Origin of the sequence: Microbacterium sp. ZOR0019 (assembly GCF_000800925.1) — a bacterium.
GTDB lineage: Bacteria > Actinomycetota > Actinomycetes > Actinomycetales > Microbacteriaceae > Microbacterium > Microbacterium aurugineum.
Window position 1 is genome coordinate 1 of the sequence record NZ_JRKC01000083.1, and the last position, 14,126, is coordinate 14,126.

Genomic DNA, 14,126 nt, shown 5'->3' on the forward strand with positions numbered 1-14,126 from the left:
GCGCTTCGCGGTCGAGTCTTACCTGGATTTCCACGGCAACAAATTCACCCGCCGCTTCGACGCCAACAGCTACATCACCCTCGTCGAGGCCATGAACTCGCATGACGTCGGGCGGGAGCGCGGGGGTGTCGAAGAAGCTCTGCGGGCGGTCACGGCGACCACGCTGGTCCTCGGGATCGACAGCGACCGGCTGTTCCCCGTCGACGGGCAGCAGCGCATCGCCCGCAGCATTCCGCACGTGATCGACGACGAGGCCGTGGTGCTCACCAGCGACTTCGGACACGACGGGTTCCTGATCGAGACCGAAGCCGTCGGGTCCCACCTCCGCCGGCTCCTCGACAGCTGAGCCTCCCGAACGCCTCAGCCTGCGACGAACCTCCACGGCAGCACGCCGGCTTCGAGGCGCCCTTGCTCCCAGGAGAAGTCACGACCGGTCTCGGTATCGAGAACACGCGTCTGGAAGAGTTCCGCTGCGCCGCCGGACGACAGTGCCGCAGCGGCATCCGCGAACGCGGACAGGCTGTGCAGCGTGACCCACGTCGGCGGGTACAGCGTCCACTCCCCCGCCCCGTGGCGCGCCAGTGCTTCCGATGGCCGCGCCCAGGCCAACTCGGCGACCTCGTCCTCAGCAGGTGACGGCACCGCGTCCGACGCCGCGGCGAGGAAGAACCAGGTGCGGATGCGGGTGGGAGCCTCGATCGGCGGCTGCCATTCGGAGAGGACGACGAGATCGTCGACCACCAGCCCCACTTCCTCGAAGGTCTCCCGGATCGCGGCGCGGCGCGCATCCTCGACGTCTCCTTCGCCGTCGCGTCGGTCCTCCGGCTCGACCTTGCCGCCCGGGAACACCCAGGCTCCTGGGAAGGATCCGCGGTCCGGTCGACGCAGCAGCAGCACCTCGAACCCGGGTTCCGCGGGCCGCAGCAGGACGACGGTGCCGGCGACGGGCAGGGAATCCTCGGGGGCAGTCATCCCGTCACTCTACGACGCGACGAGCTCCGAGACCTCGGGGCGATGCGCTTCGATGCGGTACGACAGCACGGCGATCAGGAGCCCGGCAACGGCGAGCGCTGCTCCGGTCCATGCCGGCGCGGTGAAGCCCCATCCGACGGCGATCACGACACCGCCCAGGAAGGCGCCGAGGCTGTTCCCGATGTTGAGCGCCGAGTGGTTCATCGCCGCCGCGATCGACTGGTTGTCCCCGGCCACGTCCATGAGACGCGTCTGGATGGTCGGGCTCAGCACCGAGGAGACGAATCCGACCACGAGCACCGTCAGCCCGAGGCTCACGATCCAGAACGACAGGAAGGCGAGCAGGGAGAACACGATCGCCATCGCCGCGAGTCCCCACAGCAGGGTGCGGCGCAGATCGATGTCGGCGAGGTGGCCGCCCACGAGGTTTCCGGCGGTCATGCCGAGCCCCATCAGCACGAGCACGATCGGGACCGCCCACTCGGGTGACCCCGCCACGTCCGTCACCAACGGCGCGATGTAGCTGTACACCGCGAAGAACCCGCCGAAGCCGATCGCGCCGATGCCGAGTGTGAACCACACCTGCGCCCGGCGGAACACCCGGAGCTCCTGACGCATCGTCCGCCCCGGATCGCCCGGGTGCTCGGGGACGAACAGCGCGATGCACAGCGTCGCGAGCGCGAACACCAGCGCCACGACGGCGAAGGCCGCCCGCCACCCCCACTCCTGCCCGAGGAAGGTCCCCAGCGGCACCCCGATGACGTTGGCGACCGTGAGGCCGGTGAGGATGAAGGCCACGCCCTTGGCACGGTTTCCCGGACCCATGACATCGGCGGCGACGAGGGCTCCGATGCCGAAGTACGCACCGTGCGGCAACCCGGCGAAGAATCGCGAGGCGGCGACGAGCTCGAAGGTCGGCAGCGCCACCGTGAGGGCATTGAACACCGTGAGCGCGAGAGCGAGCACGATCATCACTCGATGACGCGGGTAGCGCGCCACGAAGCCGGCGATGGTCGGGGCGCCGATGACGACACCCAGCGCGTACAACGAGATCAGCCACCCCGTCTGACTCAGCGCTTCTTCCGGACGGGTCGCCCAGAGCGCAGGCAGCAGGTCGGCGGCGATGTTGGGCAGCAGGCCCATGACCACGAACTCGGTCATGCCGATGCCGAAACTGCCGATGGCGAGAGAGAGGAGCGCCCACTTCGCCGCACCCCTCGATTCATTCGAGGGATTCACCGGATCAGCTTAGCGGCCGTCGGGGGGCACGACCGCCGGGACGCCTCGTTCTCGCGTCATGAACACGTCCACGTCGTCCTGCGAGTCGACGGTGAACCCGTGACGCTCGTAGAGGCTGCGCGCCGGACTGCCCTGGAGCACGTTGAGCCGGTACCGCCGGTCGTCGTCGAGGATCATCGCCAGGACCCGAGTGCCGACGCCTCTCCCCTGGTGCGAGGCGTCGAGGTAGAGGTGCTCCAGCCACGTGATGTCGCCGTCTGGACGGAGGGCGACGGACCCGACATCCACAGCGTCCACCACGATGATCCGCGTGTACGCCGGCTCGAACGCATCGCGGAAGCGTTGCCGGACACGCGTCGGGTCGTAGCGCCCCAGCCGCTCCAGGTCGGCGCGGAGCACGTCGGCGCGCAGCTCGGCGATCCACTCGGCGTCCTCGGCGAGCGCCGTCCGGAGAACGACCGATCCGAGCGGACGCGGATCAGTCACGGGGCTCCGCGGCAGCCGCCTCCCCGATCGCCGACTCCAACCGTTCGATCTTCGCGTCGAGCTCTCCGGAGTACCCGGGACGGATGTCGGCCTTGAGCACGAGCGAGACCCGTGACCCGAACGGCATCACCGCTTCGGTCGCGCGCTTGACGACGGCCATGACCGTGTCCCAGTCCGGACCCTCGAGCTCGGTGAACATGCTCGTCGTCCGGTGCGGCAGCCCCGACTCGCGCACGACGCGCACGGCTGCCGCCACGGCGTCGTGCACGGAGGCGTCGGTGCGCTGCGCACCGTCGGCGGGGGTGCCACTCGGGGCGACGGAGAAGGCGATCAGCATGGGTTCACTCCTGGGGGTTCGGATGACGAGCGGGCACACGTGCGAGAGCACGGATGCTCAGGATGAGCAGGACGAGGAGAATGACGTTGCGCACCGTGAGGACGGCGACGGCGAGGGCATCGGCACGCAGGAGTGCGTCGTAGCCGATCGGGTAGACGAGGCAGGTGAGCAGGCAGAGCGCGAGGACGATCACGGCGGGAACGCGCGCTCTGACCCGATCGAGCACGAGCCAGAGGACCACCGAGGCGATCAGCCAGGTCTGGAACTGCGGCGAACCGACCTTGTTGGTGACGATCAGCAGCGTGACGAGCGTGAGGGCGAGCGGAGGGAACAGCCGGGGGAATGTCGCACCGCGCGCCGCTTTCCGCGCGCCCACCACCGTCACCGCGAGGACCGAGAGCGCCATCAGGGGTGTGAGCGCGGCGGCGACGGCGTCGACCCCGGGGGCCGTGATCTGGAAGGTGAGGATCTCGAAGCTGTACTCGATATGTGCGGCTCCGGCGACCGCGAGCCAGAGGAACGGCGTGGCGGCCACGGCCTCGATCTGCAGCCCCCGCCCGGTCTGCTCCGTCAGGAACCCGAAGATCTCGGTGTCCGCGCCGAGCAGGAACAGCGTCGCGACGACCCCGGTGGTGACGACCGTGGCACCGAGAAGCACCCGCATCCTCGCGCGGAGCGCCACGACGGCCGCCAGGACCAGCGCCCCGGGCCAGATCTTGATCCAGGCGCCGATCGTGAGGAGGGCGGCACCGATCGTCGGCCGCGACACGAGCCAGAGCCCACCGATCACGGCGATCGGCACCGTGATCGCGTCGATCCGGTAGAGCGCGATGGGACCGAGCAGAAGGACCGCCGCACACCAGAACCAGGCAGCCACACGACGTGCGCGCGACGGTGAACGGCCGACGAGCACACCGAAGGCGACGGCATCGAGGATGATCACGAGCGTCGCCCATCCCACCAGATACGCATGGGAGACGCCGAGCAGGAGCACGAGCGGCGCCGACAGGGCCGCAGCGATGAGCATCGGCACGAGGGCGAGCTGCGGGTAGACCCAGGTCTCGTCGATTCCGACGATCGGTCCCCCGCTGAGCGCCGACGTCGCCCAGGGCTCGTACACGAGCACGACATCGCCCATCGGCTGACTCGGATACACCCACCCGAGCCACGCCGTGAGCAGGTGCACGAGCAGGAAGACGGCCCACAGCACGACCACCCTGCTGTTCGACGCGCGCCTCACGCGAGGACGTCCGCGATCGCGGGCGGCAACGCCGCGGCGACATCCAGCGCGACGATCGGATGCCCCGGGCTGCCGGCGGTCACGTCTGCGGCGATCCGTGCCGCGTGGCCGTGCAACCAGGCCCCCGCGGCGGCGATCTCTGCGAGCGGGGCATCGGGGTTCGCGGCGGTCACCGCACCGAGCACGCCGGCGAGCACGTCTCCGGTTCCCGCCGTCGCCAGCCAGCCCGTCCCGGCCTGGATCGCGAAAGTCGTCCCGTCCGGGGCCGCGACCAGCGTGCAAGCCCCCTTGAGGAGCACGGTTCCGCCGATCTTCGCGGCGACCTGTCGGGCTCCTTCGGCGCGTTCGCCGCCTGGTTGCAGGCGCAGACGCTCCTGGAGCCTGGCGAACTCGCGTGCGTGCGGGGTGATGAGGAAGGGGGCGCGGGCACCGGGGGCGAGATCCAGCGCTCCGGCATCGATGACGACCGGCACGGTCCCCGCGAGGATCTCCCGGAGCGCGACGCTCTCCGCATCCGTCCGAAGGGCCGGATCCGTGCCGGATCCGATCACCCAGGCATCCACGCGGGAACGACCAGCGTCCGCTCCGACCACCGTCTCCGGGCGCCGGGCGAGCACGGCATCGGCCGCCCGCTCCTCCCCCACGTAGCGCACGAATCCTGCACCGGTCCGCCACGCGGCCTCGACACCGAGCACCGCGGCACCGGGATAAGCGGCCGATCCGGTGCGGAGCGCCACCACCCCGCGCGTGTACTTGTCGTCCTCTGCGGCGGGCGCACGGAAGTACCGGGACGTATCGCTGCGTGTCCACTCGCGCACCTCGACCATGACTCCACGTTAGTGCGACGCTCCGCGAGGCGCGTCGTCGCGGTAGCGTCGAACGGTGAGTCTTCTCTTCTCCCCGCTGAGCATCCGTTCCGTCACGTTCCGCAATCGCCTCTGGGTCTCGCCGATGTGCATGTACAGCGCCGTCGACGGCCTGGTGCAGGAGTGGCACCACACGCACCTCGCGCAGTTCGCTTCGGGCGGCGCCGGACTGATCGTCGCGGAGGCGACCGCGGTGGTACCCGAGGGCCGTATCTCGCCGCGCGACGCGGGTCTCTGGAGCGACGAGCAGCGCGACGCCTGGGCGCCGATCGTCCGCGCTATCCACGAACGTGGGGCGTCCGCCGGGATCCAGCTCGCGCACGCGGGACGGAAGGCATCGACGTGGTGGCCGTGGGCACGGGAGCGGGGGTCGGTGCCGGCCGCCGAGGGAGGCTGGACGACAGCTGCGCCGTCGGCGATCGCCTTCGACGGCTTCGACGCGCCGGTCGCCCTCGACCTCGCCGGGATCGACCGCGTGGTCGAGGCCTTCGCCGACGCCGCGCGACGCGCGCTCGAGGCGGGCTTCGACGTGCTGGAGATCCACGGTGCGCACGGCTATCTGCTGCACCAGTTCCTGTCCCCCCTCTCGAACCGGCGAGACGACGAGTACGGCGGCCCGCTCGAGAACCGCGCGCGGCTCCTGCTGCGCGTCGTGGACGCTGTGCGCGAGGCTGCGGGTCCCGAGGTGCCGGTCTTCGTCCGGATCTCGGCCACCGACCACGCGGAAGGCGGTTTCGCCCCCGATGAGGCGTCCACCGTCGCCGACTGGGCCACGCAGCGCGGAGCGGACCTGATCGACGTGTCGAGCGGCGGCCTCGTGGCCCATCAGCGGATCGACGTGTTCCCCGGGTACCAGGTCCCTCTCGCCGAGACCGTCCGCCGCGGAGGCCGCATCCCGGTGTCGGCGGTCGGACTGATCACCGCATCCGCCCAGGCCGAGCAGGTTCTCGCCGACAGCGCGGCGGATGCGGTCTTCGCCGGCCGGGAGTGGCTTCGCGACCCGCACTTCGCGCTCCGCGCCGCACATGAACTCGGCGCCGAGGTCGCATGGCCGCCCCAGTACGAACGTGCGCACTGGCGCTGAGCCCGGACGGAGACACGAAGGCCGCCGACTCTTCGGGGAGCCGGCGGCCTTCGTGCGTGTGATCGGGGTCAGCGTCCGCGGAAGCGACGAGTCGCGTCCTGCACCTCTCCCACGAGCTCTTCGAGGATGTCCTCCAGGAACAGCACCGCGGTGGTGTTCCCCCGCGCGTCACGCACCTTCGCCAGGTGACGACCGGCGCGGCGCATGACCGCGAGGGCGTCCTCGAGATCCGTGTCCTCCTGGACGGGCACCATGTGGTGGATGCGCTTCGCCGGGACCGGTTCGATCATCTTGACCTCGGCATCGGGGCCCTCCGAGGCCCGGAGGATGTCCTTCAAGTGCACGTAGCCGATCGGCACGGACTCGTCGTCGACGATCACGTAGCGCGAGAACCCGTAGCGGGCGACCGCCTTCTCGATGTCGTCCGGCGTGGTCGACTGCGGAAGCGTGACCAGGTCGCTCAGGGGCACGGCGACGTCTCGCGCCTTCTTGTCGGTGAACTCGACGGCGGCCGCGACCGTTCCCGCGGTGTCCATGAGCAGGCCCTCACGCCGCGACTGGCTGACGATGGTGGCGACCTCGTCGAGGGTGAAGGTCGATGCCGCCTCATTCTTCGGCTCCACCCGGAACAGCCGCAGCACGCCGTTCGCCGTCGCGTTGAGCACCCAGATCACGGGCATGAACACCTTCGACACCCACACGAGGGGCGGGGCGAGGATGAGCACGGCACGGTCCGGCACCGAGAACGCGAGGTTCTTCGGCACCATCTCGCCGAACACCACATGAAGGAACGAGACGATCAGCAGCGCGATGGCGAACGACACCGCGTCGACAGCACCGTCCGGCCAGCCGAGGGCATGCAGCGGCACGGCCAGCAGGTGGTGGATCGCGGGCTCGGAGACGTTCAGGATGAGCAGCGAGCAGATCGTGATGCCGAGCTGCGAGGTCGCGAGCATCAGCGTCGCATGCTCCATCGCGTACAGCGCCGTCTTGGCCGCGCGCGATCCCTGATCGGCGCGGGGCTCGATCTGCGACCGCCGCGCGGAGATCACGGCGAACTCGCCGCCGACGAAGAAGGCGTTCGCGACGAGAAGCACGACGAGCCAGGCGAGTCCTGCCCAATCGTTCATCGGGTGGCCCCCTCTCCCTCGCCGAGCGGACTCGGCACGTAGCGGACGCGATCGACGCGTCGGCCGTCCATGCGCACGACCCGGAGCGTGCCGCTGTCGAGCGGAACCTCGTCTCCGACCGAGGGCACGCGCTCGAGCACGCTCATGACGTATCCGCCGACGGTGTCGTAGACGTCGCCCTCCGGAACCTCGACCCCGGCGCGACGACGCAGCTCATCGGGCCGCAACTCGCCGGGGAAGGTGATGCCCTCACGGTTGCGGATCACTCCGGCCCGAGTGCGGTCGTGCTCATCGGCGACCTCGCCCACCAGCTCCTCGACGAGGTCCTCGAGCGTCACGAGCCCTGCCGTTCCGCCGTACTCGTCGACGACGACGGCCAGTTGGTAGCCGCGTGCCCGGAGCTCGGAGATCAGGGCGTCGACGTGGACCGTCTCCGGAACACGGAGGGGCTCGGTCGCCAGCGCGCCGACAGGCACCTCCGCACGGCGCTCGCGCGGCACGGAGATGGCAGCTTTCAGATGCACGACGCCCATGATGTCGTCGAGGTCGTCGTCGTAGACCGGGAACCGGCTGTGCCCGGTGCGGCGGGCGAGCTGGATGACATCGTCGGTGGAGTCACCGGCGGCGATCGCGTGCATGCTCGGGCGGGCGGTCATCACATCGGCCGCAGTGAGTCGGGAGAACGTCAGGGTGCGGTCGAGGAGCGTGGCCGTGTCGGCCTCGAGCATGCCCGCACTGGCGGAGCGCCGGACCAGCGAGGAGAGCTCCTCCGCACTCCGGGCCCCGGAGAGCTCCTCTTTCGGCTCGATCCCCATGCTGCGCAGCACGCCGTTGGCGCTGCCGTTGAGCACGACCACGGCCGGCTTGAAGACCGTGGTGAATGCGATCTGGAAGGGGACCACGAGCTTCGCGGTGGCGAGGGGAAGAGCGAGCGCGAAGTTCTTCGGCACCAGCTCACCGAGGATCATCGAGAGCACGGTGGCGATGAACATCGCCACGATGGTCGCGATGGGCGAGACGGCTGCTTCCGGAATGCGCCAGGCCAGAAGCGTCGGCCGGAGGAGGTTCGACAGCGCCGGCTCCATCGTGTAACCGGTCAGCAGCGTCGTCAGCGTGATGCCGAGCTGGGCCGCGGAGAGGTGGGTCGACGTGTGCTTGAGGGCACTGATCGTGAGCGAGAGCCGGGACTCCCCCCGAGCCTGACGCGCTTCGAGGTCGGCGCGGTCGAGATTGACCAGCGCGAACTCGCTCGCGACGAAGAGGCCGGTGCCGACCGTGAGCAGGAGCCCCACGCCCAACATGATGTAGTCCATCAGAGGTTCCTCTCCGAGGAGAGAGGCGGACAGTGGGGCGATGTTCTACAACTGGGAGGGTCGTCCATTATGGGGACGATTGTATCGAATGAGGACGGGCTCGCGCTCGCGCTCACCAACTGACCGGCAGCGCCTTGCCCTCTTCGTATCCCGCTGCCGACTGGAGGCCGACGAGCGCACGGTCGTGGAACTCGGGCACGGTCGACGCTCCCGCGTAGGTGAACGACGAACGTACGCCCGAGGTGATCATGTCCAGCAGGTCCTCCACGCCGGGCCGCAGGGGGTCGAGGTAGATCTTCGACGAGGAGATGCCCTCGGCGAAGAGCTCCTTGCGCGCACGCTCGTACGCGTCGAGCCGGCCGAACCGCGCCTGCACCGCCTTGGTCGACGCCATGCCCCAGGACTCCTTGAAAAGACGCCCGTCGCCCTCGTGCTGCAGCTCCCCCGGAGCCTCGATGGTTCCCGCGAACCAGGAGCCGACCATGACGGAGGCCGCACCGGCGGCAAGCGCCAGCGCGACGTCGCGGGGGTACCGCACACCGCCGTCGGCCCAGACATGTGCGCCGAGCTCCCGTGCGGCCTGCGCGGTCTCGAGGACCGCCGAGAACTGCGGTCGACCGACCGCCGTCATCATTCGGGTCGTGCACATGGCCCCGGGCCCGACACCGACCTTGAGGATCGAGGCGCCCGCGTCGACCAGGTCGGCGACGCCGTCGGCGGTGACGATGTTCCCCGCCACGATCGGGAGCCCCAGGTCGAGATCGGCGACCGCGCGAAGCGCCCTCAGCATGCCTTCCTGGTGTCCGTGTGCCGTGTCGACCACGAGCACGTCGACGCCTGCTCCGGCGAGTGCCTTCGCCTTGGCGGCGACGTCGCCGTTGATGCCGACGGCCGCGGCCACCACCAGACGACCGTCAGCGTCGAGCGCCGGCCGGTAGAGAGTGGACCGCAAGGCGCTGCGTGCGCTCAGGGTGCCCACGAGGTGACCGTGGTGGATCACCGTCACCATCTCGACACCGGCGTCGGTGATGACGTCGAACGCGTGCCGCTCCGAACCGATGTCGTCGGCATCGATCGACGGCGTACCCCGGTGGACGAGGTCGCCCAGTTGCGCATCCGGCAGCGCCGTGGCGAGTCGGACTGCGGGGAGGATGCCGACGATGCGCTCCACGTCGATCGGTGCGTCGCCGCGGGCCACGACGATCCCGTGTCCGCTCGTCGCCGGAAGCAGGCGGAGCGCATCGGCGACGGACGCTTCCGGCGGCAGCACGATCGGGGTGTCCCAGAGGACCGGCTGCGCCTTCACCTCGCGAATCGCGGAGTCGAGATCCTGCAACGGCAGGTCCTGCGGAAGAACACCGAGAGCGCCGCGTCGCGCGAGCACCGCCGCGATGCGCGGACCCGTCACGGAGTTCATGTTGGCGGCGACGATCGGCAGGGTCGCGGGGGTGCCGTCGACGGGCGCCAGATCGACCTGGAGGCGGCTGCTCACCGCGGATCGGCGCGGCACGAGGAAGACGTCCGAATAGGTCAGATCGACGGCCGGCTGCGCTCCTGAGAATTCCATGTCTCCACGGTACCCAGATCCCCTCGCCACGGGCGCATGGCTTCGACGAATCCCCGAGCGAAACACGTTAGGCTTGTTGGTCGAGAGCGTGCGGGCCCGAACGCATCCTGCGACGACGTCCGCACCAGAGAGCTTCAGCGATGAAAGAGGGCGATCGAGCGTGTCGAACCAGGTGACCGGCGTCAACGGCGACGGGGGGTTCGGAGCCAATTCCTGGCTCGTTGAAGAGCTCTACGAGCAGTTCAAGGTGGACCGCGACTCCGTCGACAAGGAGTGGTGGCCGATCCTGGAGAAGTACCACTCCGACGCGGCGTCCGCGGCTCCTTCCACGGGCACGGCGACGGCTGCTCCGCAGGCGCATCCCGTCACCGCCCCGATCCCCGTGATCGGCTCGCAGCCCGTGGCACGTACCACGGCCAAGCCGGCTGCGACGGCGCCGATCCCCGCGCAGGCTCCCAAGCCCGCGCCGAAGCCCGAGGCGAAGGACACCACGGACGTCGTCGAAGAGGACAAGGTCACCCCTCTGCGCGGCCTGCCGAAGACGTTGGCCGCCAACATGGACGAGTCCCTGACCGTCCCGACCGCGACCAGCGTGCGCACGGTGCCGGCGAAGCTGATGATCGACAACCGCATCGTCATCAACAACCACATGTCACGCACCCGTGGCGGCAAGATCAGCTTCACCCACCTCATCGGCTGGGCTCTCATCCGCACGCTCGACGAGTTCCGCAGCCAGAACGTGTTCTACGCCGAGGTCGACGGCAAGCCCTCCGTCGTCGCCCCGGCCCACGTCAACCTCGGCATCGCGATCGACCTGCCCAAGCCCGACGGCACGCGCGCTCTCATGGTGCCCAGCATCAAGCGCGCCGACACCATGTCGTTCACCGAATACCTCTCCGCCTATGAAGACCTGGTCACGCGCGCCCGCGGGAACAAGCTGACCGCCGGCGACTTCCAGGGCACCACGGTCTCCCTCACCAACCCCGGCGGTATCGGTACCGTGCACTCCGTGCCTCGCCTGATGAAGGGCCAGGGCTGCATCATCGGAGCCGGTGCCCTCGAGTACCCGGCCGAGTTCCAGGGCGCCAGCGAGAAGACCCTCAACGAGCTCGCGATCGGCAAGACCATCACGCTCACCAGCACCTACGACCACCGCGTCATCCAGGGTGCGGGGTCCGGCGAGTTCCTCAAGAAGGTGCACGAGCTGCTCATCGGCCAGCGCGGCTTCTACGACGACATCTTCGCCGCGCTGCGCATCCCCTACGCCCCGATCCGCTGGAACCCCGACATCGCGGTGGACCTCGCCGAGCGCGTCGACAAGCAGTCCCGCGTGCAGGAGCTGATCAACTCGTTCCGCGTGCGCGGTCATCTGATGGCCGACATCGACCCGCTCGAATACGTACAGCGCTCGCACCCCGACCTCGAGATCGAGAGCCACGGCCTCACGTTCTGGGACCTGGACCGCGAGTTCGTCACCGGAGGGTTCGGCGGTCGCCGCGTCGCGAAGCTCCGCGACATCCTCGGTGTGCTCCGCGACTCGTACTGCCGCACCCTCGGCATCGAGTACATGCACATCCAGGATCCGGAGCAGCGCCGCTGGTTCCAGGAGAAGGTCGAGGTCAAGTACCAGAAGCCCGGCCACGACGAGCAGCTGCGGGTTCTCCGCAAGCTCAACGAGGCCGAAGCGTTCGAGACCTTCCTGCAGACGAAGTTCGTGGGTCAGAAGCGCTTCTCCCTCGAGGGCGGGGAGTCTCTGATCCCGCTCCTCGACGAGATCCTCCAGGGCGCAGCCACCGCCGGGCTCGAGGGCGCGGCCATCGGCATGGCCCACCGTGGCCGACTCAACGTGCTCACCAACATCGCCGGCAAGACGTACGGTCAGGTGTTCCGTGAGTTCGAAGGCACGCAGACCCCCGGCAACCAGCGCGGCTCCGGCGATGTGAAGTACCACCTCGGCACCGAGGGCACCTTCGTCGCCGATGACGAGTCCGAGCTTCCGGTCTACCTCGCCGCCAACCCGTCGCATCTCGAGACGGTCGACGGGGTGCTGGAGGGCATCGTCCGCGCCAAGCAGGACCGCAAGCCGATCGGCACCTTCGCGTGGCTGCCGATCCTCGTGCACGGCGACGCCGCCTTCGCGGGCCAGGGCGTCGTGGTCGAGACACTGCAGATGTCGCAGCTGCGCGGTTACCGCACGGGCGGCACGATCCACGTCGTCGTGAACAACCAGGTCGGCTTCACCACCACCCCGAACGACGGTCGCACCTCGATCTACTCGACCGATGTGGCCAAGACGATCCAGGCGCCGGTGTTCCATGTGAACGGCGATGACCCCGAGGCCGTCATCCACGTCGCCCAGCTCGCGTTCGAGTATCGCGAGCGTTTCCACCGCGACGTCGTGATCGACCTCGTCTGCTACCGCCGACGCGGCCACAACGAGGGTGACGACCCCTCGATGACGCAGCCGCTCATGACCGACCTCATCCAGGCCAAGCGCTCGGTGCGCCGCCTGTACACGGAGTCGCTCGTCGGTCGTGGCGACATCACGGAGCAGGAGTACGACGAGGCCAAGGCCGACTTCCAGAACCGTCTGGAGATCGCCTTCGCCGAGACGCACGCAGCCGAGACCGGCGCCCTGGACGTGACCCCGGACGCCCCGCCCGTCGATGACACGGTCGGTGCTCCGGACGTGACGGGTGTGCCGAGCGAGGTCATCCAGCTGATCGGTGACGCGTTCGTGAACAAGCCCGGCGGCTTCACGGTGCACCCGAAGATCCAGCAACTGCTGGAGAAGCGTCTCGACATGAGCCGCAACGGAGGCATCGACTGGGGCTTCGGAGAGCTGTTGGCGTTCGGCTCCCTGCTCGTCGAGGGCACTCCGGTGCGACTCGCGGGCCAGGATGCGCGTCGCGGAACCTTCGTGCAGCGGCATGCGACCCTGCACGACCGCGCGAACGGCCAGGAGTGGCTGCCGCTGTCGAACCTGTCGGACGCCCAGGGCCGCTTCTTCGTCTACGACTCGCTGCTGAGCGAGTACGCCGCCCTCGGGTTCGAGTACGGCTACTCGGTGGAGGCGCCGGAAGCCCTCGTCCTGTGGGAAGCACAGTTCGGCGACTTCGTGAACGGTGCTCAGTCGGTCATCGACGAGTACATCTCGGCAGCCGAGCAGAAGTGGGGCCAGCAGTCCAGCGTGACCCTGCTCCTCCCCCACGGCTATGAGGGCCAGGGCCCCGACCACTCCTCGGCGCGGATCGAGCGTTTCCTGCAGCTGTGCGCGCAGGAGAACATGATCGTCTCCCGTCCGTCGACGCCTGCGTCGTACTTCCACCTCCTGCGGCGCCAGGCGTACGCCCGTCCGCGCAAGCCGCTGATCGTCTTCACTCCGAAGGCGATGCTGCGCCTGCGGGGCGCGACGAGCCCGGTCGAGGCCTTCACCCAGGGTCGGTTCGAACCGGTCATCGACGACGACCGCGGTCTCGACCGCGCGGCCGTCAAGCGCGTGCTCGTGCACTCGGGCAAGGTGCACTGGGATCTGCGCGCCGAGCTCGAGAAGAACCCGAACCCCGAGGTCGCGCTCGTCCGGCTCGAGCAGCTGTACCCGACGCCGATCGACGAGCTCAAGACGATCACCGACTCCTACCCCGGCGCCGAGCTCGTGTGGGTCCAGGAGGAGCCGGAGAACCAGGGCGCCTGGCCGTTCCTCGCGCTCGCCTTCGCGGACGTCCCGGGAGACCGGTCGTTCCGTCCCGTCTCGCGCCCCGCGTCCGCCTCGCCGGCGACGGGCTCGTCGAAGGTGCACGCGGCCGAGCAGGCCGAACTGATCCACGCGGCCGTCACGCTCGACTGATCCGCAGACGAGGACGGGCGCCGCGACTTCGGTCGCGGCGCCCGT

At 69.3% G+C, this 14,126-nt stretch carries 11 protein-coding genes and 1 pseudogene; 3 read left to right on the plus strand and 9 right to left on the minus strand.

What is annotated here, in order from left to right:
- Positions 1–346 (plus strand): annotated as a pseudogene (locus L978_RS16460) (homoserine O-acetyltransferase MetX); the annotation flags it as partial.
- A 14-nt stretch (positions 347–360) separates the two neighbouring features.
- Here L978_RS16460 and L978_RS16465 read toward each other — a convergent pair.
- Genes L978_RS16465 through L978_RS16490 form a run of 6 tightly spaced genes read right to left on the minus strand, consistent with a single transcriptional unit; the run spans position 361 to position 5,101 of the window.
- Complete coding sequence (locus L978_RS16465; RefSeq protein ID WP_047524375.1) at positions 361–972, minus strand: NUDIX domain-containing protein; 612 nt, start codon at positions 970–972, stop codon at positions 361–363.
- A 9-nt stretch (positions 973–981) separates the two neighbouring features.
- Entirely contained in the window at positions 982–2,211 is a 1,230-nt protein-coding gene (locus L978_RS16470; RefSeq protein ID WP_047524376.1) for an MFS transporter, read from the minus strand.
- 9 nt (positions 2,212–2,220) lie between these two features.
- Entirely contained in the window at positions 2,221–2,697 is a 477-nt protein-coding gene (locus L978_RS16475) for a GNAT family N-acetyltransferase (protein ID WP_047524377.1), read from the minus strand.
- On the minus strand, positions 2,690–3,034 hold the full coding sequence (locus L978_RS16480; RefSeq protein WP_047524378.1) for a thiamine-binding protein: 345 nt from the start codon (positions 3,032–3,034) through the stop codon (positions 2,690–2,692). The genes L978_RS16475 and L978_RS16480 overlap by 8 nt, the downstream gene beginning before the upstream one ends.
- Positions 3,035–3,038: 4 nt before the next feature.
- Positions 3,039–4,274, minus strand: a complete 1,236-nt coding sequence (locus L978_RS16485) for a hypothetical protein (RefSeq protein WP_231555087.1) — start codon at positions 4,272–4,274, stop codon at positions 3,039–3,041.
- Positions 4,271–5,101, minus strand: a complete 831-nt coding sequence (locus L978_RS16490) for an NAD(P)H-hydrate dehydratase (protein ID WP_047524380.1) — start codon at positions 5,099–5,101, stop codon at positions 4,271–4,273. The genes L978_RS16485 and L978_RS16490 overlap by 4 nt, the downstream gene beginning before the upstream one ends.
- A gap of 55 nt (positions 5,102–5,156) precedes the next feature.
- Here L978_RS16490 and L978_RS16495 point away from each other — a divergent pair, with 55 nt between their 5' ends.
- Positions 5,157–6,224 carry an NADH:flavin oxidoreductase/NADH oxidase gene (locus tag L978_RS16495; RefSeq protein ID WP_047524381.1) on the plus strand — a complete coding sequence of 356 codons (1,068 nt, stop codon included), beginning with the start codon at positions 5,157–5,159 and terminating at the stop codon, positions 6,222–6,224.
- A 68-nt stretch (positions 6,225–6,292) separates the two neighbouring features.
- Here L978_RS16495 and L978_RS16500 read toward each other — a convergent pair whose 3' ends face one another.
- From L978_RS16500 to L978_RS16510, 3 genes are all read right to left on the minus strand, one after another.
- Positions 6,293–7,354, minus strand: coding sequence for a hemolysin family protein (locus L978_RS16500; RefSeq protein WP_047524382.1), 1,062 nt, complete (start codon positions 7,352–7,354; stop codon positions 6,293–6,295).
- A complete protein-coding gene (locus tag L978_RS16505; protein WP_047524383.1) occupies positions 7,351–8,667 on the minus strand; it encodes a hemolysin family protein in 1,317 nt (438 codons plus the stop codon). The genes L978_RS16500 and L978_RS16505 overlap by 4 nt, the downstream gene beginning before the upstream one ends.
- A 112-nt stretch (positions 8,668–8,779) precedes the next feature.
- The gene (locus L978_RS16510; RefSeq protein ID WP_047524384.1) at positions 8,780–10,234 is read right to left on the minus strand and encodes a GuaB1 family IMP dehydrogenase-related protein; all 1,455 of its coding nucleotides are present in this window, start codon (positions 10,232–10,234) and stop codon (positions 8,780–8,782) included.
- Between the two features lie 160 nt (positions 10,235–10,394).
- On the opposite strand from L978_RS16510, the gene L978_RS16515 reads away from it, so the two are divergent.
- On the plus strand, positions 10,395–14,081 hold the full coding sequence (locus L978_RS16515; protein WP_047524385.1) for a multifunctional oxoglutarate decarboxylase/oxoglutarate dehydrogenase thiamine pyrophosphate-binding subunit/dihydrolipoyllysine-residue succinyltransferase subunit: 3,687 nt from the start codon (positions 10,395–10,397) through the stop codon (positions 14,079–14,081).
- Positions 14,082–14,126 lie beyond the last annotated feature (45 nt).

What these genes read in the sequence shown, in the direction of transcription:
- L978_RS16480 (WP_047524378.1), bottom strand. Translation starts at nt 3,034, where the DNA reads ATGCTGATCGCCTTCTCCGTCGCCCCGAGTGGCACCCCCGCCGACGGT.
- L978_RS16465 (WP_047524375.1), bottom strand. Translation starts at nt 972, where the DNA reads ATGACTGCCCCCGAGGATTCCCTGCCCGTCGCCGGCACCGTCGTCCTG.
- L978_RS16510 (WP_047524384.1), bottom strand. Translation starts at nt 10,234, where the DNA reads ATGGAATTCTCAGGAGCGCAGCCGGCCGTCGATCTGACCTATTCGGAC.
- L978_RS16505 (WP_047524383.1), bottom strand. Translation starts at nt 8,667, where the DNA reads ATGGACTACATCATGTTGGGCGTGGGGCTCCTGCTCACGGTCGGCACC.
- L978_RS16500 (WP_047524382.1), bottom strand. Translation starts at nt 7,354, where the DNA reads ATGAACGATTGGGCAGGACTCGCCTGGCTCGTCGTGCTTCTCGTCGCG.
- L978_RS16490 (WP_047524380.1), bottom strand. Translation starts at nt 5,101, where the DNA reads ATGGTCGAGGTGCGCGAGTGGACACGCAGCGATACGTCCCGGTACTTC.